The sequence below is a fragment of the Bacteroides sp. 3_2_5 genome, assembly GCF_000159855.2.
GTDB classification, from domain to species: Bacteria; Bacteroidota; Bacteroidia; order Bacteroidales; family Bacteroidaceae; genus Bacteroides; species Bacteroides fragilis.
On sequence record NZ_JH636045.1, the window covers coordinates 281,066 to 304,350 of the forward strand.

Consider the following 23,285-nt stretch of genomic DNA (forward strand, 5'->3'; position numbering starts at 1 on the left):
TTCTGTGTTAGTGATTCATCCTTATTCAATGATTGTGACCGGAGCTTCGTGTGCCAGGTTAATGTTTCCGCTTACGATGACCGTATCTCCTTCTGTCAGTCCGTCGGCCACACTATAACTGTCTGCATTTTCCAAAGCGGTATGAATATAGTTCCATTGGGCCATCTTCCCATCTTTCAGGGTAAATACAACCTGCTTGCCCGAACGAAGTACGACTGCGCTTTTCGGAATCACCAACTGCTCTCCCAACGAACGATGTACACTGACACGTACATTCATCCCGCTAAACAGCTTACCGGCCCCGTTCACCCGGGCTTTCACCTTCACCATTCCTTTATCATCTACCAAAGGGTTGATTTCCGAAATACTTCCTTCGTGTACTGTTGCGGCATCCGAATAGGGCTTGATCACTACCTTATCTCCATTCTTTATTAATGGCAACTCACTTTCAAGTACAGTAAAATCTACTTCCATCCCCTGCATATCGATCACCGTACAGAATACATCCGAAGTACTGGCCAGATTGTAGGGTTTCGAAAACAGGTTAGCAACTACTCCGTCAAAAGGTGCGGTCAAAGTAGCGTGCTCTGCATTGTATTTCGACATTTCATATTGTGATTTGCTCTGATCATAACCACTCTTCACCTTTGCCAGCTTCATTGTCTCTTCGGGTACCTGACTAATGTCGTCTGCCGGATAGCCCTGACTGATAAGTACATCCCTCAATTCCAATTCCGACTTTTTTAAAGCGTCTTCCGATTGCGACAACTGGTTGTCAAGTTTGAATTTGTCCAACTCCGCCAACTTCTGCCCCTTTCGTACCCGGTCTCCGTTCTTTACCCAAATATGGGCTATCACTTCACCACTTTCAAATCTCAGGTCAGCCATTCCCCTGGCAGAAATTTTTCCATTACTCACCAATTCATGATTGAATATCTGCTTTTTGAGCGTCATGACAGACACCTCGTTTTTCGTGTCGGGCAACACGGTTTCCACTCCTTTTTCAGAAGCACTCTCTTTCTTCTCACCGGAACAAGCTGTCAGCATTGTCAATGCCAGACAAAGCGTATAGAAGGGATACTGGTTTTTCATAATGTTATTAAACTTTTTCTCTATTAATTATGATTGCAAATATAGTTGGTTACTTTCTAAAACTCAAAATAAATGGTGGACTAATTCCGGATAACACAGAAGCTTAAATCCATTAATTATTAGCAATTTACGATTTTTACGTTACTTACATAGGTGGACAAAAAACTTTTCTTCCAATTAATCCGTCAAGATTCGGATAGGAAAACTGCATTTCATTCCCGAATCTTATTTGTAGTTCGTTTATTCTGTTTATCATAGCAAATTCTATTTATTTGATGTCTTATTTCCAAGACATATATATATGATGTATTTCATATTATTAGCATACAGTCACAAATATAATTGCTAATCTTCAGAAACGCAAAAGAAATTGTATACTTTTTCTTGCATTTAAAACATATTAATCATTTACATTTCTGCTATTTACGATTTTTTCGTTACTTACATCTATAACTAACTTCCTTATTTCATCCCTCATTTCCCGTACGGCTGTCGACTGTACTTTGGGTTCCTTAGTCAAGACCAAGTCCGCCATTTCATGGAATTTATCGGGCTGTAAATATCCAGGCGAGGCATATAGCTTCGCCAACAAGTAATATGGATAAATCCTTCCCGGCAATAAGTGAGTGGAACGCAAAAGCCATTTTTCAGCTTGAGCATATTCTCCTTTTTCCTGAAAATTCTTACCAATAATATTTAGTATCATCGGATCGCAACTTCGGGTAGAAGCTTCTTTCAATAATAGAATCGAAGCATCCGCCTCCTTTAATTTATGCAAACAATGCCCATACTCAAACAAAAAGGCCCCTCTTCCCTTTAATTTCGGATACAAACGTTCATAGCCTTCTTTTGCACTTTGATAAGCACCTGCCTGATACAACATACGGCAGTTGGCCCAGTCCTTGCACTCTTGATGCACATCTGCCTGCCACCAATGGTATCCGGAAAATCCCAACACACAAGCAAACGCCAGTTGCCAGGCAAGAAAGCGTCCTGCAATACAAGCCATCAGTAAAATCAGGAATGCAATAACAAAAGCAGGCAATTGCATCGGATAAGAAGAAAAAGCAAATACCAACAAAGAGATCACACTGCCACAAGGCCCCCAACGTTTCAGTTCCACACCTCTCCGTAGACAAAATCCTGCAAAAGCCAGGCAACAAAGCAATACGGGTATCCCCCACTCGAGTGCTATCTGCAAATATTCATTAAAAGCATATTCCGGACTTCCTGCCACCAATTCTTCCTGAGGCGAATAACTCCCTTCGGCAAAATAAGCTTCCTGACTTGTCCCATATGCCAGTGCAAAATTTCCTTGGCCATAACCTGTAAATGGTTTCTCTGCAATGGCCCGGCTACTGATTTTCCACATGAACAGTCGCCCGCTGGCCGAATCTTTTTTCAGGTTAAACAAACAGACTCCTCCGACCAACACAACTATACATAACACAGAGGTGACGGCCAGCACCTTTGTCTTTTTGCGCATCCACACTCTTTTCAAGCGTACCGGCCAGGATTTATGCGCTCCATATACCCAAATACCTGAAATAAGAGCAGCCACCCATGCCGAACGACTCATTCCCGCAGGAAGCACACAGAGTATAAGAAACAATACTGCCACGGCCCCATAATATCCCGTCCATTCCATCCAATTCTTATTCTCCCTTTTCCGTAATCGTAACCATTGATCCAGACAAAGAGGAAATATCATAGCCAGATAACCGGAATATGGTCCGGGATTAAAAAAAGATCCGGTCAGGGAATACAGAGAATGATGGGAAGAAGTAAAACCATAAAGCTGCCTCAAGCCATAAATAGCCTCAGAAGCAGCCAAAACAATAAAACTCCAAATAACGACCTGATAAAAATCAGCCCCCATATCATACCCCTTTCTATAATAGAGAAAGGCCAACACCACCCAACCGACAGCAGCTCCCATAGCAACTTTTGCCAGATAGAGCCATTGCCCCGACAACTCACCTGCCGGAAGCATCGGATCATTTACCCATACCACAGACAGCAGTGCACATACCATTGCCAGAAGTCCTCCACGAAGTATAATATGCATATAATCTACTTTTTCTCTCATCATTTTATTCTTTTAAATACCCGGTTCCAACGAATCTTTCCACGTAAAGGATCGTCCGACCGCCATATTGTAAATGCCCTACCTACAATATATGATTCGGGCAACATTCCCCAATAACGTGAATCCTTGGAATTTTCCATATTATCTCCCGATACGAAATAGTAATTCTCTGTGAACTTATATTCCGTTATTGCACTATCGCCCAGACATACCGCCTCTCCTTTTTGCCGCAGTCTCTTCTTCTGCTCCCAATGGATCAATCTTCCGTAAAGCAAACAAGACAATGTATCTATTTTCACCACCTGCCCTTTGGCCGGTACCGGAAGAGGTCCGAATTCCTGAATGGTCCATCCCAGACGTCCGTCCCACGGAAAAGCATCCATCACGATCCCATGTGAATCTTCCCTTCTGACACGTGCAATCCGATGTTGCGCCTGCACATTCCCCACACTGTCTGTGATTCCTTTTATATGATAATAGCCCTTACGTATTTCCAAAGTATCACCCGGCAAGGCAATACACCGTTTCACATAATACTTCATTATATCAAATCCGATGCTGTCGCTCCCATCCTGATAAGGGAAATTAAAAACAAGCACATCGTCCCGCTGAAACGATCCGAAACCCGGTAGACGATAGATATCCACTTCTTCTCCTCGCAATGACGCAAAGATATTAAACAGACGTGCCCCACCGGTCCATTTATCCACCAGTATTTTGTCTCCCGAAAGCAATGCCGGTTCCATTGAATTGGAGGGGATTTTGAAAGAAGTCAGGCAAAACACCTGCAATACCATCCAGGCAACAAAAGCCACACAAGAATAGAAACAGATATTCACAATCCAGTTCCCGATTCGTTTCACCAGTTTTATCCAAACCTCTTTCTTCATATATATACATTTTAATGCGATCCCCTGTCAAGAATCCAAGGAAAAAGAAACCAGATAAAATTCATGAGTTTCAGAAAAAGCAATCCCATACAGTTTATTTGGTTCCTGAGTTGAAGCACAAATTCTCAAAACGAGGCAATCAGTATTATATTTGATTAATTCCCGGCCATCCCAATCAAAAACAGATAAGTTATTAAATAAATTGGGATTCTTGTCACCTATAAATACACTATAAATCCTTTCATCTGTAGCACATAACGCAGAAAAGCCCCAAACAGTCTCCTCTGTGTTTTGGATAGTTCCGGATAAATATTGCACGACCGGAGGATAAAATTTTCGGATTGCTCTTAATTCTATGTTTTGTGATAAATCAAATAATTCAAGGATTCCTCCATATAAAGTTCCTACGGCCATCTTTTTACAATCCGGAGATATCGCAATTGCTGGCGATGACCAAACGGAACGTTCTTTCGGAGTATCTATAGGAAAATCATTGTAATCAGCCACCACTTTTGCATCTGCCAACATCTGAAAACGTTTTTGCTGATCCGACTTTGTTCCCAACTGACCATCTACCAAAAACCTACCATTCCGAAGTTCCCACACCCGGCGTAGTGTACCTCCTAAATCATAAAAAGACCGTTCTTCTATCAACGCTCCCCAATTATCAGCGTCTTTATCAAACTGATAAGTCAATAACTTCATAGAAGATTCGTCATACACAGAAATTTTCTTTTCACGTGCATTATAATAGCACATGTTCGCAGTAGTCGCTTCACCCGGTCCCTGCCCTCTTGTTACAAAACTTCCAAGCAGTTGCCCTGTAGTCTTATCATATACCTGCAACCAGGCATTATCTGCCAAAGCCAATATAAAGATATAGTCCTCACTAACAGCCATATCCAAAGGATAGCTGATCAGGAGTTCGTCCGACAAACGATGAGCATGTATTTTCTTTACTTCCGGAAACGTAGGAGGTGCATAAGCACTACGTTGTTTCTGACAAGAACACAAAATAGTTATTAAACAAACATACAGCGACAACTTCTTCCACATATATTAGTCAAGGCTACTTATTGCGATATTCTTTTCTATACTCGCAAAAATAATACATTTTAAATTATAAACACATCTTATTCGTAAAAACATTACCAAATGTTTTACTTAAAGTTCCTTTAACGACGCCACAATATCTTTAATCTGCGGTAGCAGTTCTAAAAACAATGAGCAAGACGTAAAACTGATATAATATACATTTTCACGCCCCTGCAAATACCATTCAGCCTTTTGCAAAGCAGATAATTCGTTAGTTTCCGGATGACGCTCTGCCTTATACGAAGTAAAAGCCATCTTTTTACCCCCATTCTTACTATTGACAGACTTATATATCACCTTCACCTGCGTAGTATCCGTCGATGCCCAAATACTGTCTTCCTTAAATATTTCCTGAAAAGATGCACATTTTTGTATTTCCATAATGGTCAATACCGCACCACAACGATCTTTACGTTTTGAATATACTCTCATAAACTTTGTAGTTTCGTATTTCCCATTAACGCGTTTCAAAGGTTCATCATTGCAAGAATGCACAGCAGAAGGACGTTTCCATCCTTTCGGCACCTCAATCACATACGTCTCACCACGCAAAAGGTTTCTATCGGGTCGTGATACTTGCCCAACAAGTTGGGCACAAAACAAAAAATTCAAAAAAATCAAAATCATCCATTTCATAATCGGGGTAAATTAAATACATAAATATGATCTTCGTCTTCAACAAAAGCTCCATAAATCTTATTTGCAACTTCATCAACGACAAAAGTGTTAATAAAACAATCGAGTTTATATTGTGTAAGTGGTTTTCCTTCCCAATCGAATACTTGGATGTTAGGAGTAGTTTTTCGATTCTCAATTTCCTCTGTTGTCATATCCAGATTTAATGTATAAATATAACTGTCCGTTGCATAGATACTTATAGGATGTATGAATCTCAAATAATCATCCACATCAGGACGTTCTTGCCCGGGAAGAATATCTAAAATAACATCTCTTTTTAATTCTCCATCTTTACCATAAATTCTGAAACGGCGTATATGTTGGTAGAACGAAACGAAACAACTCTTATCAGGCTTAGCGACGGTCATCTTTATATAGGCCTGATTCCTGCCCAAAACAGATCCGAAACGTTCCTCTGTTTCAGGATATTCTCCCCATGATTCATGATTTCCGTCAGGATAAAGAAACCTAAATTCTTTTTCATTCTCAAAACCTCCATTACAGCAATAACTGCTATCGGAAATACTTATCAAGTCATTAAAACAATTAAATCCATAATTTAAAGTCGAAGTCTGTACGATAGCTTTGTCTTTCTCGACACTAATATGTTTCAGGTTAATTCCGTCTAACATGACAAAACCGTTCTTTTGATATTTCACAGGGGTAATAGAAGGGAGAACGAAATCATTCGGTCCCTGCCCCTGTGTTCCAAAACCATATTGAAAAGTCAAATCCGGCAAATGGAAGCATTGAAACATAGTATCCATTTTTTCATTGAATACTATCAGATTACTATCACATAAAACTAAACTCCGTGGATACAATAACACCGAAGGGACCTGTATCCTGTCGGATTTCAAATTTATGGTATGCTCAAATTGAGCATAATGCATAATCCTATCAGATTCTATACAACTTGATACAGTTATAAACAAAATCCCCCATAAAAAACATCTAACATTCATTATTTATCTCTTTTATAAAAACAGTTTCTCAAAATCTGATTCTCCTACCCCAATACATTTCAATCTTCCATTTCCCACTTAAGATCTGGATACGAATCAAAACAGCTAATATATAAACATATTAAGTCATTCTTTCATCGTGCTCTCTATACCACTCTGTTTCACTTGGTACTTTTCATAAGAATGATTTGATCTTTATCTTGTATGATCTTGAACTCCTATCCACATAAGCCTCTACATCGAAACTCATGCCCCCTGCTACCCAGGCTTAGAAAATTTGCCAAAAACAGAGTTCCATCACGAGATTCACTTTAATGTTTGTTCAAAACTGTTCCCTGGCTCCAAAAAATCCCACTCTACTTTTTTAGGATTGTTAACCTGCAATACTATAGGATAACTATCAATCCGTTCATCGTTAAACAAGAAATCATTATTTTCGTCCACATATACATTTTTCTGCTGAAGCTTATCCCCCATTCTTAAACGCAGTGCTTTCAAAGATGAAATATTCGTAAAAACAAAAAAGATACTATCATTTGTATTCCTTTTTAAAAAAGCCTCCGACTCCGAAATACACCCACCACAGCCCACATTAGGTATAACTACAATATGAGTAAATGTGCCCTTGTTGTAATTACTTATTCGTTTTAATTGTTTCACCATCCTATCTAATGCGCTTTTCTCTTTTGTATCCCCTATATGACAAGAAGTACATAATAAGAAGAAAAGTACACAATATTTCCATACGATATTCAGTTTTCTCATAATTTTAATAGTTCAAATGTTTTAAAACGCATTATATCATCATCCTCTGACTCCACTTGAATGTGAAATCCATCTGGACCGACAAAACATTGATTTAATAAATAAAGTTCTTGGGGTAACATTGTTTCTCCCACAATTTGAAAGTTCTTATCTAAAATAGTCACTGACATTGGTTTGCGTAACACCCCCTCTTTAGGATCAATACTACTGTCTGGATGTCCTGCCAAACGATAGTAAACCTCTCTATATGAGTCATAGTGAATACATCCATAATTCAAACTATGGACATAGTGATCTCTATCGGCTTCTGGAGAAAAATGTTCGAAATCAAGACTTTTCTCAACTGGTTCAATAACGATATCTTCCTTGGTTCCGGCATAAAACTCATGATATTGCAGTGAGTCTACATGATGTACTCTTATATTATGATCGGCAGCAAAACTAATAACCAGTTCATTATTAGGAGACAAGGTATAATAAGGAAAACGATATGTAAAACTCCCCCCCCAATTTCCAGAATGATACATAGATGGATAACTATCAGAATACCTAATAGTGTTCTTCTGCAAATTATAGAAAGCCATCACAGGACGATTTGAATCATTCTCACCCTCAAATTCATAAAAAAGAGTTCCAGATAACAATAATTCATCACCTATTTTTAAAATAGGAGAATTTGTACGCGGAAACAATTCAGAAGGTGCAAAAATGGAATCTCCTTTCAAGCATCTAACAATGTTTATTCGTTTCTTGTCTTTTACAATACTTCTATCATTTGCTAAACTCAGAAGATGAGTTGTTCTATCATATAAATAAATAGAATCTTCATTTATGATTAGATAGGAAGTAACGCTATTAATCCCATTAGCTCCTTCCCTTTCAAATTTTATTTTACGCATATTTTCTCCAGTTGCATAATCATATAATACAATAGAGTTATCATATTCATTCACAAATGAAAAAATAATTTCCTCACCAGATTTAAACAACTGAAGATATTCTGTGGTCTGGACCGTTTCACTGTCTAAATTAAAACACTTATCTGCTTTCACTATCAAAGAATAATCCTCTGTTCTATGAACTCTATCATTTTTTTTATAGCTACATGAACAAACAAGACCTCCCAATAAAGTCCCTAATATAATATGTTTAATTATTGTCATAACGTACAAATTTAATAAATTAAGTTATAAGAGTAGACAAGTCTACTCTTATAACAATAAAAGCAACTCTTACTATAGAATATGAATTTGCTTTAAATCCATATCAATGAAGCATTCTTTATTCAAATTGTACGATAACATGGAAGTGCTCCAGAATATTCAGCACAATATTCATTCTGTAGACTTACATCTTTCACGCAATGCCCCGCATTATAGTGTACTACACTAACCTCACAAGCGGCTAAAGCTTCTGTATCAGTTAATGCTATATCTGACAAACCTACAGTTCTCTGTGCTGCATAAATATTATAACCTGCGACAACCGCTACAACAGCAACAATCATTGCTGTAAGAATTTTCTTTCCCATAACTTCTGTTTTTATTTTAATGGGTTATTAATTTCATTTTCTTTTTCTCTTTCTTTCTATTGGAAAAAACAATCTATCGATTGCATAATTCCTGTTTTATCTCTAAGTTTGCATTCAAAAGTCCCTCCTCGGACTAATTTAGGATGGAGCAGAAGCTATACTTTGCAGAGTCCGGCAGAAGCTCCTCCTTCTTTAAATGAATATTCCTATTTTAGTAATGACGACATATGCCACCATCATTCTCTTCTACCAAAACTGTTGTCTCCCATCGGTCTTCTTAAAGATCCGTTCGTCCTTTCCCTCCGTATGATTCTTTAAAAATAAGGCTACCCCTTTCGGAATTACATAATTTAAAGAATCTGCTTTTGCCACTTGCCGACCTAAAGAATTCCATTTCTTGTCATGCCAATAGAATAATTCATATACATCTCCTTTATGGATAAAATTATCCGAATTACGAGGAATATAGGCAAATTTCTTTATCCGGCGAGGAATGCCAAAATCTAATCCGACCCACCCCTCATCAGGAGTCTTATAATCCATATAAGTATAGGGATTGCCATCATATACTTTGTAATAATCATGCGAGCCGTCTTTCTGAAAACAACCCGGAGTTCCGATGATCCGCCCTTTCAACGCCAACGTATCCGAGGTATCTTCAAAGAAAGCCATCTCTGCTATATTGCAATAACTCCCCTTCGGCCCCTTGTACCGAACATAGCGATAAGACTTTTCTTTCTCCGGAAAAATAGTGTTGTTCAAGCGGAAAGGCCATTGTTTTACATAATACAATGTATCTGCAGAGCGAAACTGCGAATCATTACTTCCTTCAAAAACTCCTCCGGGCATACGAAGGATACCTAAGTCGCAGAACAGCGGAAACTTAAAATACAAGGTTATATCTTCTTTTTCACTTTGAGGAGTGAGCAAAGCAATCGTTCCTGACATTTTATCATAGGTAAACGGCTCGGACTGCATCACAAGACGTTTTCCATTCCATGTAGCCAAACAACCAATCACACTACCTTCCGTATCTTGAAAGCGCAATGAGTCTTCTTCAAAAACAGTCCATGCTATAGGTACCCAATCCATCCTTGTGGAAAGGCAAAAATAGACAATATCTCCTTTGTGAACTTCCTTACACAAAATATCAGAAGACACTACCAGATCACGATTCAAGCTGTCGGCATACACAGCCGTGACATCCTGATATAGAGGTTTTCGAAACGCCGGATGCATCATTTTTCCCTGTTGTCTCTTTACATCTTTCCAGTTTAAGCCATACGTATTCCGGTATACCTTTGCCTTAGGATTATACATACTCACAGCCCGTTTCCAATTAGGATCGGGAAATTCCGTAATATACGTTTTTCCATCTTTATCCAATGTAAAATTCCAGAAATGCGGCACGTTATTATCTCCACGCATCGCCATATAGTCTGTCCCGCAAGGAATACCCAAAGCACGCATTACATACACTACCAAATCGGCGAACTCGCGACAGCTCCCCGCACGCCATGACACTACTGAAGGACCTAAATGAGGACCGGCGGGAAACAGACCGGTAAAATGGGATTGTTCCACAACAAGCGAATCCATCAACACCTTTGCAGCAACCAACGGATCCTGAGCTTGAGGCAACAACCGGATACTATCTAATATTGGATTATAGCGTTTATAAATATCTTCTCTCCAGAATCCAAGTGGTTCATCTCCCAATCGATAAGGTAGAACAAACTCACAAAAATTATCAAAACTTACATTCTTGCCCCAAGGCTGCTCTCTCCACACCTTAAAAGCCCAATCCACGTTCTGCACCAGTAAAGAAGAATCAATATTGGCAATATCCTCTATCCGTTTTAATTGCGAAACAGAAAACGAATTTTCTTTTAAAGAATCAATCACTTCGTGCGGTCCTAATTTTCCTTGCGCGTAAATATCAAAATATTGGTAATAATGCTTCAAAGCATTTCCCTCGTATCCTGCATGAAAAGGCATATTCCTGATCAGAAAGCAAACGGCCTGATACTTCAGGCTGTCATCTTTATAATGATCCAGTACTTTTTGTAGTTCTTCTTTATTGGCGAGCGGAAGAGATAAAACCTCTTCAAGACGTTTCTCTTCTTGAGTTCGACAAGATATGATGCCCCACATCATAATTACCAAGGTTAGCCACATCATCCCACGAACTCCCAGTCTCAACTTCATTATAGTCATACTTTCTACATTGATTTACCTTACAAAGTTTGAGAAAAAATAAGATTAAGGAAGCTAATATCCGGTCAAAAAACAACAAAATCAGACCATTCAGCGATTTACAGTCTATTTTACAAAATAAATAAAAGAAATTCCTCTTTTTTTGATCTGTTTCTTTCCTGTTTTTACCACTTTACAAAGAAAACCTGCCGACCGTCCTCGTTTCGAAATACGGTTTCTTCTCTCCCTCTTGATAAATTCCGAAGCCAAAGTACTGAATTTTGGGGTATATTGTCATAGTGCAATGTTAATTCTGAGGCTACTTGCCTGCCTAAAGAAATCCAACCACGAAATCCATCCTGATAAAACAGTTCATACTGATCCCCTAACCGAATGAAGTTATCATCGTTACGAGGCATATAGACTATTTTTTCAATCTTTTCCGGCTTACCTAAATCAAGTGTAACGAATGCTCCCTTCTCTTTCGTAAGAAAAAAGGTTAATCCATCACCGTCATTCACTTTAAAACGATCAAACCGGTCATCTGCAATAAAAGCATTACTGCCATCGATGACCTTAGCCGTTATTTTCTCTTGATCATCCACTTTTCGGAAAAGCTGTAATTCCGCCAGTTGAAGTGTTTTTTCGGGGGTCGAAGTATAACGTATATACCGGTATCTCTTCCGGGATTGTGGATAGGCTACCTGATAGCTTACCTTAGGTGTATCCACTATCTGATGCAACAGACAGGCATCCGAAAAATCCGAATGATTGGCTCCCTCTATCTTATCCCCCACTACAGCGCTGAGATAATCTTTCAGATATTGTCGCAATAAGAATTTACGGTTCAAATCCATACTTCCTTTCACAGCGCAATCGGGTTTATGATACTTCACCTCTCCCTTTTCGTCTACAAGGAAAGGGTATCCGGCTGCCACCCACTTCATCCCGTTATCATATAGCGGTTGAAACAAAATTCCGGGTTCTACATTCATAAAGGTTGCTTTATTTCCTTTCTGCACAGTTATATCTATGGGCATACATCCTTCCAATGTAAACACACCCAGGCAGATATACTTTTTATCAACCTGAGGATCAATTTCTATTGTAACCTGATTTGCCGGGAAATAGTCACTTGTAACATCTTTTAAATATGGATCTTTCAGCGGAAACGGAACAGACCGATCGCGGCGGATACCTGATACTTTCTCCTGCTGTGCTCCAAAACACCGCCTGTATACCTTCCCTTTTTCTCGTTTATCACTTCCGCCCCGCTCCACTTTAGTCTGAATAAACCAGAAAGGAACATAGCCACCGGTTGTATCCCTCAATACATTCCAGACATGACCGGCTCCCTTACCGGGTCCATAATGATAAATATCCGTTGCAGCGGGAATACCAAGCGCACGTAACACATAGACCGTAAAATCACAAGACGCCTCACAGCTTCCAACCCTGTTAGCTAGCAAAAAACCTGCACCTAAATGGGGTAAGTCCAGCTCAACACTATACCCGAAGTCTTTTTCCTGACGCAAATAAGCCCCTAAACGATCGGTGGCTTCTACCACATCTGTCCCTTGATAGAGCGAATCCAATATAGATTCATAACGCTCCCTATACCAACCACGCCATTCCTCCAAGGGTTCATCACCAATCCGATATGGCAAAATCAATTCACAGAAATCATCAAATGGCAAATATTTATTCCAGGATCTTTTTTCAAAAACTTCAAAGGCTTGATCTATGTGATGAATCAAGAACTCAGCTTTAATCACTTTAGCATCATAAACTTTCTTTAAAGTCCGAAAAGAAAAATGTTCCCATTTTTTGCGATCTTTTTTATTCACCCATCCATCCGTATGTTCTGTGGCTGCATGAATTGCTTTTAACGTATCCAATTGCCATCCTTCATAACTAAAATAGCGGGGCATATTTTCAATCAAAAAGCGTGCGGCATCCTGTTTCAGTCCGCTATCATTATAGTGTTCCAAAACTTTTTCAAGCTCTCCCCTATTCTCCCCGGCAAACTCCAACGCATATTCCAATCGTTTATTTCCTGTACAAGAACAGCACAAGCTACCGACTAACAGCACCCATAATAGGTAAATCTTTATCATTCTTTTTTTCTTTTCCGCTACTCCTGTCATATACTACCCTTAATCATAAAAAGCCGGCTTTCGGTGAATTGCAGCAAGTTTATCAACTACTCCTAGAAATAAACCATTGAACAAAATCGCCCCCCATGGTTATTTGTCCACTGCGCCTCAACCGTCAGCCGGCAATCTCTTAACTTTTATTTAGCATCTCCTTTTATTTTCAATTGCAAAGGTGAAACAGGCGAGTTACAGTAGACAGTAATCGTCTTGTTAAAATGCTCCGGATATTCAGCCTTATAAACGACGGTAATATCTACCGTCTTTCCGGACTGAACCGGTTCTCTCGAATACTCCACCGTAGTACATCCGCACGAAGTATTTATATCATCAATCACAAGCAACTCTTTTCCCGTATTCTCAACGGTAAAAATACATTTCTGTTCTTTTTTCCAATCAAACATACCCAAGTCCATAGACAGAGCCTCTATCTTCACCTCTGTTTGAGGACGTTTTTCATCTGGAAGAGAAGTGCCACCGGAAATTATATTCAAAAATAAATCTCTGATATTCGGGTTATGAATGGGGTTACCTACTGCTACAACCTTATTCTCCTTATTCAGCAAAAAAGTCTGGAATCTTACATCGTCAGGAAAATGATTTAACTTATTAAAAGAATCGAGTGTGTCAACACAAACCGGATAGGTAAATTTATCCATTCTCATTGTATGATATATGTCTCTTCCATTCTTGGGAAAGAAAAAAAACAAAAACTGTACACGCTCAGACTGAGTAGAATCCACATAATGGATTAACTCTTTCCATTTAGACAAGTGTAATTTACAACTGGTGCAACCGGCAGAATCAACATAGGCGACAATCTTATATTCGGTATCTTTTATACGAAAATCAACATTCTCTTTACCCTGAATACTAAAATACATTTTATTCGGGAAAACAATTTCCTTATTCATCCATTCCCTCAAAACAGATTCCGCATGTTTTTTATTCTCATCTTTACAAGAAAACAAAAAAGAAAAAGCTAATAACACATATAAGTATTTCATAAATATCTACTAATTTATATCTAAATCAAGGAAATAAAAAGACTGCCCATTATTTGAGTTAATACCACAAAAAAGATTTCTATCCGGATCTATAAAAAAGAAAAAAATCTTTTCATCCAATCGATAACGCGCTATTGGTCTACCTTCCCAATCTACTATAACCAAACTGGATTGCTCACCCTCCGGACATAGCAAATAAATGTATTTATCAGTAACAAAACAATCTCTAATAAACGTTGTCCAACGTTTAGGATCTGCATCCACAACATATTTATTAGATGCATAATCAAGACATACATCGTGCAATAATCGGGCACTCAAATCATAAATCCGAAAACGGCGAGTCCTCACATAATTAACTAAGATGCGACTTCCGTCCGGTTTTGGCCATACTTCGTGCGCATAGGCAAACTTAAAGTCAAATATCGTTTTAAATCTTACCTCAGTACGCTCCGGATAATGCCCTTTAGGATATAAGATATTATTCTCAGCATCAAGCATGTAGAACTCATTTAACCTAATATCATTATAAGAAGGGTCCGTATATGCATGAGCTGTATACATTTTATCATTCAATTTCTTAATTTTAGATAATCGAATCTTATTGCTATTATAAAGGAAATGAGTTGTCGTTTTCTGCAACAAATCCTTATCTGTTAAATGATATAAATATAACGAATCATCTTTTACCAAGTAAAAGCCTTCATTGCATTTGGCTAATATCTGTTTATATTCTGACAAACTACCGGTATAGCTCAAAAATTTCATTTCCGGATAAGCAAACACAGCATAAATAGAATCTGTAGTTGACGTACGAACCAATACCCGCTTATCGCCATCCCACACCATACACCGTGCATTTACCTGCATAGGATCCATTTCTACTTTAGAAAGCATAACAGTAGTATCTTTCAAGAGAAAAGACGAATAATAAGTAATAGGCACGTCAACCTCCGTGGGTTTGCATGAGACAAAAAGTATACAAGCTACCCCAATAATCCCAAGCCAATTTCTATAAATCATATTTCGCCAATGCAAAATCAGGATTAACTCCTATCACATACAGAGCATTACTTCGTCCGTCAGCAGCAATGCGCATTACAGGCATGCCCAAATTTACAATTTTCAGTAATTTACCATCATAATCATACACAAAAACCGTACGGGGACATTTACTTGCATTACGTCCGACAGTCCTTTCATCCAACGGATCAACTTCCCGGTCACGCTCCAGAGTAACAATATAATCTTTAGTCATGCATATATCTCTCACTCCCATCACGCTACGATCAAACCTAATCGCCCCATCAACAACAGAATAGTTTTCTTTTTCAGGCATGCGTTCCCATAATAACTTAAAATTATCCCCTTCCTTTTTATACAAAGCCAAATAAGAAAAATTAAAAGGACCAAAAGCAAGGAGTCCACGATCTTTATCGTAAGTTTTATATGTACCCATATGGTGTTTCACTTCACGAATCGGATAAACCCCAAATGTAGATTTTTTCCCATTTGAACTCACTTTAAAATAATCGTTCTCACCATTTTCGGTTTCAGTCAGATACAGTTGTTCGTCCAATTTAGCCATTCGTATATTCCGATCAAAATCTGATAAAGACATAAAAGGTTCTTTTCCGACAATTAAACTGTCAATAGATAAATAGCCTCTGGTTTTCCCGTTAGCATCATGAGCAGCAATACAGCGATTAATGGAAAAACGATTGATTAAAGGACTTACAAATTCCTGTGGCCCTTCTCCCTTTTGCCCCATAGAACCGATATATTTTCCATCGGAAGAACGATGTACATGCAAAAATTTGTTATCAGAGAAAGGATCAGACCAAACTAAATAATCGTCTATCAGCAATAAATCACCAGGCATAGTTGTCAAAAGACTATCATTCATTACCTGGGGTTGCAAACTCACCTTATCAGGTACATCAGTAGTTGTGCAGGAAGTAAACACTGTTAAAACAGAAATAATATATAGAATTATCTTATGCATAACTTTAATAAAGTTACCAAAAGATGTGTCACAAATATTACAACTGACACATCCTTTTTATTAAATTTTAATTTGTATAATGGCTACATCCACTTACTGTATAGCAGCTATTACCAGTCACTTCTATTGCACAAGCATAAGTATAATGAATATAATCACACTTACAACATTCTTGTGACCAAGAACCTTCACAATTTCCATTCGAAAGTTCTCCATTTGCCAATGCTTCTACGTTAGCCATTGCCAAATCAGATAAAGAGGCATCCGCCTTTTGACTCTGATAAACATTATATCCCGTAAATGCAATAACAACTACAGCTAATAACGCTGCATAATATTTCTTTTTCATTCTTTTTATTTTATATTGGCAATAATAATTTTGTCTATGTCTCCTTTCTCGGAAGATGTACCTGTTAAACTTCCTTTTCTAAAGGTTGTCAGGAGCGGGAAAATAGCTTCCCCATCAACAAGTTGGCTTTACCCACTCCTTTTCGAACCTGTTACACTTGACTTTAGCCAAAGCGGAACTCCACAATGGGTTGGTCGTTATTAACATCTGTTGCTGTAATAGTCTTATTTCTTTCATCAACATGGAAACCTGTGATATAACGATCTAAGGTATATTTACATAAAGGTTCCCCTTGTAAGTTGAAAACATAAATGTATTGTCCACCATCTGTAGCTCTTCCCTCTTTTTGGTGCTGTGCCATAATCTCTTTAAAAGTGTGACCATGGAAAACAGCATAAATAGCCTCATCCGTAACCTGCACATCCGAGAATCCCATGATCCCATCCGGAATAGCATACCCGCCCGCAAGTTTGAATTCCGGTTCCCCTTTAGGACCTAAACAGACCCTATGAAAATCGTTTTGAAGATTATAAATCTCAAGAACTTCACCTAATTGAGTAGCAGCAACCAACACTCCGTTATGAGGATTATAATCGATAAAACTGCGCCAAGCTTGTGCTAAGGCAGGACGCGCCTCTTTCAATGCTTCTTCGTTCAATGAAGGAATCACTCCACTTTTTTTCAAAAACTTTCCTTGTCGGTTCACCCAACAGAATCGGCTATCTCCCGAATAGTCAGGTATCAGAAAAGTCGTATCATTGAATGCCACAAAATCAAGAGCACGCAGAATGCTGTCTTTATCGAAAGAGATCGCTTCTGCACGCAGAAGCGAATCTCTATCCGAAACAAACTCAAACCTAGTTAACTCGCCTTTGTTGGCATCTAAAGTCCAAAATGAACCATCTATACATTTCACTGTTTCTACTGAAAGCATCTCTTCCGGTGAATCCCCTCTCCTGCCAAACGAAGACAGATAATGGAAATCAGGATAATGAAAAAGATGGCAATACACATCAGTACCATGTAAATCCAGGACAACAGCCTGATCACCGGACACATGTACCCGAAACGGATAACGCATATAAACCGAATCAAGCTGAATTACCTTAGAATGTAGTGTCTCCTCCTTAGGAAAAGAAGCATACAACATCCGATCTTTCGGCAAATCTGAAGTGCACCCAGTAAAGATTACCAAAAGAAAGAGAAATGTCAGACAGTATTTCATGAGATTTTAATAATAATATAATACTTTAGATCCGTCATTGGGACAAACCACTGAACCGTATCCAACACACATAGCAGGTGAAGTCCCCTCCCCTGTCGCCAACGCTTCCACATTCATCATTACTAATGATGAAGGATCTTCTCTCTTTTCTCTCATAAACATAGAGACTATAACTACTGTAACAACGGCTAATACCGCTAAAATCTTTATTTTCATTTCATCAATAATTTAATAAATATCAGCAAAGATAAGCGAGTGAATAGAAGCATGCAAACATTCTATGTCAACACTTTTATTGATAACGTCATTTTATTTAATGACGTCTAAATATCAATATATTAGATTCTAATAAGATAGCAATTGTTTTTATTACTAATTCAACAAATAGGGTGGTAAATTCAAACTTTTAAAGTAACTTTGCAACACCAACACAAGATCTGGCAAATATGAATAAAAGAATATTTTTAGTAATTGGAGTCATTATACTTTTTATTATGATTGCCATAGGTGCCTCAACCTATATCATTCACTCTCTTATTCAAAAAGAAAAAGAAGCATTCAAGCCACAAGTTGAAAATATCTTGAAGGAGGCAGTTGCCAACAATACAATCCAAAAATGTAAAGATATACCCTTAAATGGTTTTAATAACTCACCTAACAAAATAGGTACGTATGAGACTCGGACCTTCTGTTCAAGAGATACCTTGTTTACCTATCAGCACAAAATTCAAGACGTGGATAGTGAAATATTATTCGCTCGCCAATTGGGGTTACTTATGATGGATAGTTTACAAAGTAGTGATATACAAGCCCTAATAATTAAAGACTTAAATAAAAATGATATAAAAGGATATATCAATACTGGAATAATTGTCTCCAAACATCTACAAAGAGAAATATGGAGTCAACCATCAAATAGCATCCCTCGCAATGCAGAAATGATTACCTATCGTCTAGAAAATGAAATTGTTAGTGTAGATTACATAATGTATATCGACTATAGTTTCTCAACTTTGTGGAAGCGAATGCCTAAAACCAATATCTACATCAATTTAGTAGTCGAAGTGATTCTCATCTACACCATTACTCTATTTGTACTATACTATAGGAAACAGCAAAAGAACAGATCTGTATCTACAGTTGATATAACATCAGATCCCAATATTATCACGGACCCCATATCAGTTGACAATACTGTAGAAACAGAAAAGCAGACTAATTCTACCATAAAAGAGGAGTTATCATTCAAGGATCAATTTGTCTTTGAGAAAGACTTTGTCCTATTCAATGACCGTCCGATCAAAATGCCTAATCAACAACAAAAGATATTAATATTTTTCTTAAATAGGCCTAATTACAGAGTGAACAAACACGAATTGAAGGAAGAGTTTTGGCCTAAAAACAGTGATCCAACCAATAATATGACAAGCGCAATCAATAAATTAAAGAAAATTTTAGAGGAAATCAACAGTAAGTATACAATTATCACTGACAAGACTAATGAAGAATACTATGTACTAATCAGGGATAAATCAGCAGAAAAAATATAGATATATAAGGATAAAATAATAAAAAGTATGCGGGATACATCACGCACCCCGCACACAACAACCATTTAAGTATTAAACAATTAAACTAAAAACATATGATAGTACTATATAAAAAAACAAGTCCAAATCCAGTGTTGCATCAATGAATGCTAACATAGAGATGAAACTACTCTTAGAATCTTTTCACATACCTGCTTATCTTCATGGAGTAATTTGCCATTGAAAAATATCCATCATCAGATTTAACAGGTTTGTCTGTAAAGCCTACAGCATATTAACTTTGAAGCTCAGCATCTGTAAGATTAATCCATTTTTCACAAGGGGTGGTAAACAAACATCTCCAATTGTCCCACTCTCGTTCACTTACTTCCGACATATAGCTTATCTCCCTTCCAGTAAATGAGCTATATCCTCTTGATTGCCTGATTGCTTATACGTTCCATCGCCGCAGATAATAATATGCTTTTCATCTAAACTAAAATTATTTATTCTACAATAAATTGTCCATATACATAACCACCATTCGAATTGGTAAATTCAAGCAGGTAAGTTCCCGGTGCTAAATCGGCAATAGAGAACGAAGTAGCTTGATTAGCAGCAGTTACATCCACAGAAGATGAATAAACTTCTTTTTTGGTATCATCTTTCACTGTAATATCCACATTACCTATAACCTTTGTAAATTCAATAAATAAAGTAGTGCCATCAATATCTGCAGAAATAGGAATCAACGGATTGATGGAACGATTACCTTCTTCGATAATTTCACCATCTAAAACAATGGGTCTACGAAGAATTTGAGTGGACATAGCACACATGGACTGTCCAATGAACAATACCACAATTAACGATAAAATAACACGCAATTTCATATTTTATTTGTTTTGGTTTCGTCAAATGTAGCGCATATTTTTCAGACAGCCAAAGAAATTACCCGGACAAATTCAGGTAGGGTTAATGGCATCTAATTATCTTAAAATCAATAGATAAAAAATAAGGAACAGATATTTACCCGGACAATTTCCCCTCAAGCCAAACTAATATTTTAGCAAAAAAACGTCCAAATCATCCGAAGCAGATAGATTCAGTCGTTTTTTCATACGTCTTTTAGCTTTTGTCACTGAATCAGTCTCCGTCAGAAAAATACTTCCTAAGACCTCATGTTCAATACCAAATCTTAATAGACAGCAAATTTCAATATCATGTTTGGTAAGAGTAGGAAAATCATTCTTAATACGCGTAATAAAATCACCATGTATAGCATTAGATAGATGAAATAACTTATCCCAATCGGCATCCAAAAGCAATTTCTTACCTGAAGTATTCTCTATATTTTTCCCTCTTAACATTATTAGTATATGAAGTGCTTGCATATAAATAGCATAGAGATCATCGGCTTCACTTTCCGGTATATCATGCTTCTTCTCTGTTAAACGAAGAGATAATGCTTTATTCTGATCTTCAAGGACAGACATTTTCCCATGCAATTCTCCTATCTGATTTCGATAATCCTGCAATGTTTCTCTTTGTAAGTCCTGATAATTGAGTATTTGCCTTTGATACATCTTTATGTCAGCATCATTTTTACGAATTCTTTCATTGATATCCTTAACCAGTTTCTGATTCGTTCTATATTTATAATAAATATAAATAATAACCATTATTGCAATAAAACTCACAAATGAACTTATTAAAAGAATATTCTTTTTCTCAATACTGGATTGTAGACTTTCCCTCTGCCATTTTTCACTATTATACCGACTCTGTAAAGTTGCTATGCTATTTTGAATATCAATATCTTGAGTAATAATTCGTAAAGAGTCAGCTATGTCTTTATACCCGATAGCACCTTTAAAATTATTCAATTCTTTCTCCAAATCATATAAACATTCACAAGCATCTCTCTTTATAACGAGATTAGAACTTCCAAGACATAATAAGAGATATCTCTCTGCATCTTTTAATCTGTCCATATATAAATACAGATTTCCCAATGCTAAATAACCTGAAAATAATTTTTCTGGATCTTTTTCTTTTTCTATAAAAGATAAAAAATATTGCTCAGCACCAACATAATCTTTTTCAGAACGATGAATTACTCCTAATTCTAAAAGTATTGATCCTACAGCAGAATACTTTTTAAGGTTTAAAATATATAATGCTTTATCATAATAATAGTAAGCACTGTCTATTTGATTCTTATATAAGAATCCCCGACCTAAATTCCTATACGCATAAAGCATACATAAAGAATCTGGTATTGAAGCATAAAAATCAAACGATTCTTTATAATCATTTAAAGCTGCATCAAGTAATTTCTGCCGGCGATTTAAATCTCCAATTTTCTCTGTTACAAGTCCCAATAATTTAAACTGATCACTGCTTTGAAGTACATCTTTCGCCTTTAAATAAAACGTCATTGCATCCTCTACTTTATCAAGGCTTTCCATCACCCTTCCATAATAATAAAAGGATTTTCCTTTAGCTACAAGATCTTCAGTATGGCCTCCATAATAACCAACAGCAAATTTAATCAGCGAATCTGAAGTAAAATTTATGTAGTTTTTATCCATAGCCTGTGTCATCAATAGGCTATAGTCCGCCTGCGCTTTACCATGAAGAGTTTCCGGAGTTGGGATATGTTGCAAAATAGCCATTGCACTATCCGGGCGAGATTCCATTATTTTCTCAGCCTGAGATAGAGATGACATGACTCCATCCGGCGTCGAATAACATGATACAACTAAAAGACTAAATAAAGCAATAAAAAGGTAACCAAATAGTGAGTGCGTGTTCATTTTCATTAAGTTTTTTCGCAAAAATACGAAAAAAACTTATTAGCTAATGGTTCAAGGTCGCATTTTGTTCCATGCGCTGATGCTCTTCAATCAGCTCCATATTCGATTTCGCTTTTGTAATAAAATCCTTCACTAATTTGTTATTCTTAAACGAATAAGGAGCATCTTTCATGATGTCCTCTATTTGGGGAGTCATAACAGGATAAGGTAGTGTGCTGCACAGCATCATAAATACACTCGGACCTAAAACTGTTTCGTAGTTATCTGAGATAAATTTTTTGATAAAGCCATTCATATCTTGCATTAACGAATCGCCCTCGTGAGTCAATTGCTCATGAATATCAGCCAAGTCGGCACCATCCATCACCATGCGGGCTTCTTTACGTTGCAATTCTTCTATCTGAACATCCAATGAATTCTTTTTATCAATAAAAGCGTAGAGGGCATTGTTCAGAGCGGTTCCTTTTGCTACCAATTCTGTATTTGTAATTGAAACCTGAATATTACCTTTTTCAATCACTAAAGGCATGATGCTTTCGTCACCGATATAGAGTGTAGCCATTACTACCGAATCGACTTTACCTTTCATCGAAAATAGTCCATGCACCACTTCGGCAGAATCAATATTGAGCCACTCGCCATTCTGAAGCACTTTAATAAAAAGCATTTTACCGTCCAGACTGGTTACAGAAGAGGCGCCTTCAATCTTATACTTGCGACTACAAGAGGTAAAAACAAAAAGCAAAAGTAAAAAAGGCAATACTTTATTCATAGGATACACAACTTTTTCGACGACAAAGGTACAACGGATTCGTATGCAAATGAAACATTTTATCAATATTTAAAACTTGTAAGACTCTTTTCTTTAATAATCCTTATAAACATCTACATAAGGAC

The 23,285-nt window shown here is 37.3% G+C and carries 21 protein-coding genes; 1 reads left to right on the plus strand and 20 read right to left on the minus strand.

Features of this window, described 5'->3' with window-relative positions; translation table 11 throughout:
• Positions 1-21: 21 nt before the first annotated feature.
• The 17 genes from BSHG_RS03690 to BSHG_RS22510 form a co-directional block, all read right to left on the minus strand.
• Entirely contained in the window at positions 22-1,092 is a 1,071-nt protein-coding gene (locus BSHG_RS03690) for an efflux RND transporter periplasmic adaptor subunit (protein ID WP_005789014.1), read from the minus strand.
• Positions 1,093-1,492: 400 nt separating this feature from the next.
• On the minus strand, positions 1,493-3,181 hold the full coding sequence (locus BSHG_RS03685) for an O-antigen ligase family protein (protein WP_008661003.1): 1,689 nt from the start codon (positions 3,179-3,181) through the stop codon (positions 1,493-1,495).
• A complete protein-coding gene (gene lepB, locus BSHG_RS03680; RefSeq protein WP_005789018.1) occupies positions 3,181-4,071 on the minus strand; it encodes a signal peptidase I in 891 nt (296 codons plus the stop codon). Before lepB ends, BSHG_RS03685 begins: the two co-directional genes overlap by 1 nt.
• A gap of 27 nt (positions 4,072-4,098) precedes the next feature.
• Positions 4,099-5,127, minus strand: coding sequence for a BF3164 family lipoprotein (locus BSHG_RS03675; RefSeq protein ID WP_008661005.1), 1,029 nt, complete (start codon positions 5,125-5,127; stop codon positions 4,099-4,101).
• Between the two features lie 108 nt (positions 5,128-5,235).
• Positions 5,236-5,802: a hypothetical protein gene (locus BSHG_RS03670; RefSeq protein ID WP_008661007.1), complete on the minus strand. Its 567-nt coding sequence runs from the start codon at positions 5,800-5,802 to the stop codon at positions 5,236-5,238.
• Positions 5,799-6,809: a BF3164 family lipoprotein gene (locus tag BSHG_RS03665; RefSeq protein ID WP_008661009.1), complete on the minus strand. Its 1,011-nt coding sequence runs from the start codon at positions 6,807-6,809 to the stop codon at positions 5,799-5,801. The genes BSHG_RS03670 and BSHG_RS03665 overlap by 4 nt, the downstream gene beginning before the upstream one ends.
• A 306-nt stretch (positions 6,810-7,115) precedes the next feature.
• Complete coding sequence (locus BSHG_RS03660; protein ID WP_008661011.1) at positions 7,116-7,574, minus strand: hypothetical protein; 459 nt, start codon at positions 7,572-7,574, stop codon at positions 7,116-7,118.
• A complete protein-coding gene (locus tag BSHG_RS03655; RefSeq protein WP_008661013.1) occupies positions 7,571-8,737 on the minus strand; it encodes a DUF4221 family protein in 1,167 nt (388 codons plus the stop codon). The genes BSHG_RS03660 and BSHG_RS03655 overlap by 4 nt, the downstream gene beginning before the upstream one ends.
• 122 nt (positions 8,738-8,859) lie before the next feature.
• Positions 8,860-9,105 carry an NVEALA domain-containing protein gene (locus BSHG_RS03650; protein WP_005798741.1) on the minus strand — a complete coding sequence of 82 codons (246 nt, stop codon included), beginning with the start codon at positions 9,103-9,105 and terminating at the stop codon, positions 8,860-8,862.
• A 246-nt stretch (positions 9,106-9,351) separates the two neighbouring features.
• Complete coding sequence (locus BSHG_RS03645; RefSeq protein ID WP_032497489.1) at positions 9,352-11,313, minus strand: transglutaminase domain-containing protein; 1,962 nt, start codon at positions 11,311-11,313, stop codon at positions 9,352-9,354.
• A gap of 173 nt (positions 11,314-11,486) precedes the next feature.
• Positions 11,487-13,448, minus strand: coding sequence for a transglutaminase-like domain-containing protein (locus BSHG_RS03640; protein ID WP_008661016.1), 1,962 nt, complete (start codon positions 13,446-13,448; stop codon positions 11,487-11,489).
• A 146-nt stretch (positions 13,449-13,594) separates the two neighbouring features.
• Entirely contained in the window at positions 13,595-14,461 is an 867-nt protein-coding gene (locus tag BSHG_RS03635) for a DUF1573 domain-containing protein (RefSeq protein WP_005798747.1), read from the minus strand.
• Positions 14,462-14,470: 9 nt separating this feature from the next.
• Positions 14,471-15,484: a hypothetical protein gene (locus tag BSHG_RS03630; protein WP_008661018.1), complete on the minus strand. Its 1,014-nt coding sequence runs from the start codon at positions 15,482-15,484 to the stop codon at positions 14,471-14,473.
• Positions 15,474-16,466, minus strand: a complete 993-nt coding sequence (locus BSHG_RS03625) for a BF3164 family lipoprotein (protein WP_005789041.1) — start codon at positions 16,464-16,466, stop codon at positions 15,474-15,476. Before BSHG_RS03625 ends, BSHG_RS03630 begins: the two co-directional genes overlap by 11 nt.
• A 67-nt stretch (positions 16,467-16,533) precedes the next feature.
• Positions 16,534-16,815 (minus strand): NVEALA domain-containing protein, encoded by a 282-nt coding sequence (locus tag BSHG_RS03620; RefSeq protein WP_005789042.1) that lies wholly within the window; start codon positions 16,813-16,815, stop codon positions 16,534-16,536.
• 163 nt (positions 16,816-16,978) lie between these two features.
• Positions 16,979-18,040, minus strand: coding sequence for a TolB-like 6-bladed beta-propeller domain-containing protein (locus BSHG_RS03615; protein WP_008661021.1), 1,062 nt, complete (start codon positions 18,038-18,040; stop codon positions 16,979-16,981).
• 6 nt (positions 18,041-18,046) lie between these two features.
• On the minus strand, positions 18,047-18,256 hold the full coding sequence (locus tag BSHG_RS22510) for an NVEALA domain-containing protein (RefSeq protein ID WP_008661023.1): 210 nt from the start codon (positions 18,254-18,256) through the stop codon (positions 18,047-18,049).
• 230 nt (positions 18,257-18,486) lie between these two features.
• Between BSHG_RS22510 and BSHG_RS03610 the strand changes: the two genes are divergently transcribed.
• A complete protein-coding gene (locus BSHG_RS03610) occupies positions 18,487-19,590 on the plus strand; it encodes a helix-turn-helix domain-containing protein (protein WP_008661025.1) in 1,104 nt (367 codons plus the stop codon).
• 485 nt (positions 19,591-20,075) lie between these two features.
• Here the strand turns inward: BSHG_RS03610 and BSHG_RS03605 are convergent, their stop codons facing one another.
• From BSHG_RS03605 to BSHG_RS03595, 3 genes are all read right to left on the minus strand, one after another.
• Positions 20,076-20,462: a DUF3244 domain-containing protein gene (locus BSHG_RS03605; RefSeq protein WP_008661026.1), complete on the minus strand. Its 387-nt coding sequence runs from the start codon at positions 20,460-20,462 to the stop codon at positions 20,076-20,078.
• Between the two features lie 165 nt (positions 20,463-20,627).
• A complete protein-coding gene (locus BSHG_RS03600) occupies positions 20,628-22,388 on the minus strand; it encodes a tetratricopeptide repeat protein (protein WP_008661028.1) in 1,761 nt (586 codons plus the stop codon).
• A gap of 43 nt (positions 22,389-22,431) precedes the next feature.
• Entirely contained in the window at positions 22,432-23,160 is a 729-nt protein-coding gene (locus tag BSHG_RS03595; RefSeq protein WP_005789092.1) for a DUF4369 domain-containing protein, read from the minus strand.
• Positions 23,161-23,285 lie beyond the last annotated feature (125 nt).

Coding starts and splice junctions, on each gene's coding strand:
- BSHG_RS03660 (WP_008661011.1), bottom strand. CDS start 7,574: ATGAGAAAACTGAATATCGTATGGAAATATTGTGTACTTTTCTTCTTA.
- BSHG_RS03685 (WP_008661003.1), bottom strand. CDS start 3,181: ATGAGAGAAAAAGTAGATTATATGCATATTATACTTCGTGGAGGACTT.
- BSHG_RS03635 (WP_005798747.1), bottom strand. CDS start 14,461: ATGAAATACTTATATGTGTTATTAGCTTTTTCTTTTTTGTTTTCTTGT.
- BSHG_RS03600 (WP_008661028.1), bottom strand. CDS start 22,388: ATGAACACGCACTCACTATTTGGTTACCTTTTTATTGCTTTATTTAGT.
- BSHG_RS03625 (WP_005789041.1), bottom strand. CDS start 16,466: ATGCATAAGATAATTCTATATATTATTTCTGTTTTAACAGTGTTTACT.
- BSHG_RS03645 (WP_032497489.1), bottom strand. CDS start 11,313: ATGAAGTTGAGACTGGGAGTTCGTGGGATGATGTGGCTAACCTTGGTA.
- BSHG_RS03650 (WP_005798741.1), bottom strand. CDS start 9,105: ATGGGAAAGAAAATTCTTACAGCAATGATTGTTGCTGTTGTAGCGGTT.
- BSHG_RS03615 (WP_008661021.1), bottom strand. CDS start 18,040: ATGAAATACTGTCTGACATTTCTCTTTCTTTTGGTAATCTTTACTGGG.
- BSHG_RS22510 (WP_008661023.1), bottom strand. CDS start 18,256: ATGAAAATAAAGATTTTAGCGGTATTAGCCGTTGTTACAGTAGTTATA.
- lepB (WP_005789018.1), bottom strand. CDS start 4,071: ATGAAGAAAGAGGTTTGGATAAAACTGGTGAAACGAATCGGGAACTGG.
- BSHG_RS03655 (WP_008661013.1), bottom strand. CDS start 8,737: ATGACAATAATTAAACATATTATATTAGGGACTTTATTGGGAGGTCTT.
- BSHG_RS03675 (WP_008661005.1), bottom strand. CDS start 5,127: ATGTGGAAGAAGTTGTCGCTGTATGTTTGTTTAATAACTATTTTGTGT.
- BSHG_RS03670 (WP_008661007.1), bottom strand. CDS start 5,802: ATGAAATGGATGATTTTGATTTTTTTGAATTTTTTGTTTTGTGCCCAA.
- BSHG_RS03630 (WP_008661018.1), bottom strand. CDS start 15,484: ATGATTTATAGAAATTGGCTTGGGATTATTGGGGTAGCTTGTATACTT.
- BSHG_RS03690 (WP_005789014.1), bottom strand. CDS start 1,092: ATGAAAAACCAGTATCCCTTCTATACGCTTTGTCTGGCATTGACAATG.
- BSHG_RS03620 (WP_005789042.1), bottom strand. CDS start 16,815: ATGAAAAAGAAATATTATGCAGCGTTATTAGCTGTAGTTGTTATTGCA.
- BSHG_RS03665 (WP_008661009.1), bottom strand. CDS start 6,809: ATGAATGTTAGATGTTTTTTATGGGGGATTTTGTTTATAACTGTATCA.
- BSHG_RS03640 (WP_008661016.1), bottom strand. CDS start 13,448: ATGACAGGAGTAGCGGAAAAGAAAAAAAGAATGATAAAGATTTACCTA.
- BSHG_RS03605 (WP_008661026.1), bottom strand. CDS start 20,462: ATGAAATTGCGTGTTATTTTATCGTTAATTGTGGTATTGTTCATTGGA.
- BSHG_RS03610 (WP_008661025.1), top strand. CDS start 18,487: ATGAATAAAAGAATATTTTTAGTAATTGGAGTCATTATACTTTTTATT.
- BSHG_RS03595 (WP_005789092.1), bottom strand. CDS start 23,160: ATGAATAAAGTATTGCCTTTTTTACTTTTGCTTTTTGTTTTTACCTCT.